Source organism: Vibrio sp. 1159 (genome assembly GCF_033340395.1).
Taxonomy (GTDB): Bacteria; Pseudomonadota; Gammaproteobacteria; order Enterobacterales; family Vibrionaceae; genus Vibrio; species Vibrio alginolyticus.
The window spans coordinates 1-1,089 of record NZ_JAWOWL010000175.1 but is presented as its reverse complement, the minus strand read 5'-3'; the positions used below and the strand labels follow the sequence as shown (position 1 = coordinate 1,089).

2 protein-coding genes are annotated in these 1,089 nt (G+C 48.6%); both read left to right on the top strand.

Going from position 1 to position 1,089, the window contains the following annotated elements; genetic code table 11:
- Positions 1-582, top strand: a 582-nt coding sequence (locus R7127_RS26815) for a di-heme oxidoredictase family protein (RefSeq protein WP_318148752.1), incomplete at its 5' end; no start/stop codon positions are given.
- Positions 583-592: 10 nt separating this feature from the next.
- A partial coding sequence (locus R7127_RS26810; RefSeq protein WP_318148751.1) for an imelysin family protein occupies positions 593-1,089 on the top strand: 497 nt, incomplete at its 3' end.

The window sequence follows — 1,089 nt, the reverse complement described above, 5'->3', positions numbered from 1 at the left end:
TTTAATGGTGATGTTGGTCTAACAAGTCACTTGTTTCCGAATGAAAATTGCACGGCGAAGCAATCCCTTTGTGAGGAGTTGCCAAATGGCGGCAAGCCAGAAGTAAGCCAAAACATACTCGACTTCGTAGAGTTTTACAGCCAACACTTAGCCGTGCCGATTCGTCGAAATGTGAATGATCCTGATGTTCAGCTTGGCCAAAAGATCTTTGCCGCTTCGGGGTGCGAAAGCTGCCATAAAACCAGTGTAAAAACGACAAAACGAGCAGACCGGCCTGCGCTTTCAGAGCAACTTATCCACCCGTATACCGATCTGCTGTTGCATGACATGGGAGAGGGCCTTGCTGATCATCGACCTGAATATCTTGCCAATGGCCGTGAATGGCGTACGCCACCACTTTGGGGGATTGGTTACACGGAAGAAGTGAACGGTCACACGTATTTCTTACATGATGGTCGAGCTCGTAACTTGATGGAAGCGGTGCTTTGGCATGGTGGTGAAGCGGAACAAGCGAAACAAAACGTGTTATCGCTGAACCAAAAAGAACGTGACGCATTGATCGCGTTTCTGAACTCTCTGTAAGGATGCAACCATGAAGAAAACAACATTAGTGAGCGCTGTTGTTGCGACGCTAAGCTTAGTTGGTTGCCAATCGACAACGGGCTCGTCGGATGAACAACCAGAGCAAACTAGCCATATTTCTCAAGCTGTTTACGAAGTGGAGTTTCATGCCGCACAGTCATTTTTAAGCCAAGCTTCGCAGTTAGAGCAGAGCTTTGCTGATTTTTGTTCGGCGCCGAAAAATGACGTGGAACCAGTACAACAACAGTGGCACAGCACCATGCTGGCTTGGATGGCGCTTCAAGGACAGGAACGTGGCCCCGCGACCGCGCTGGAGCAAAGCTGGAACGTACAATTCTGGCCCGATAAAAAAAATACCACCGGGCGTAAAATGTCGGCGCTGACTAAAGCCGATAAAGTTTGGACAGTGGAAGAGATCTCGACACAAAGCGTGACTGTGCAAGGTTTGGGGGCGTTGGAATGGTTACTTTATGATGATGCATCCACGCTTAACACCAATAGCAATGT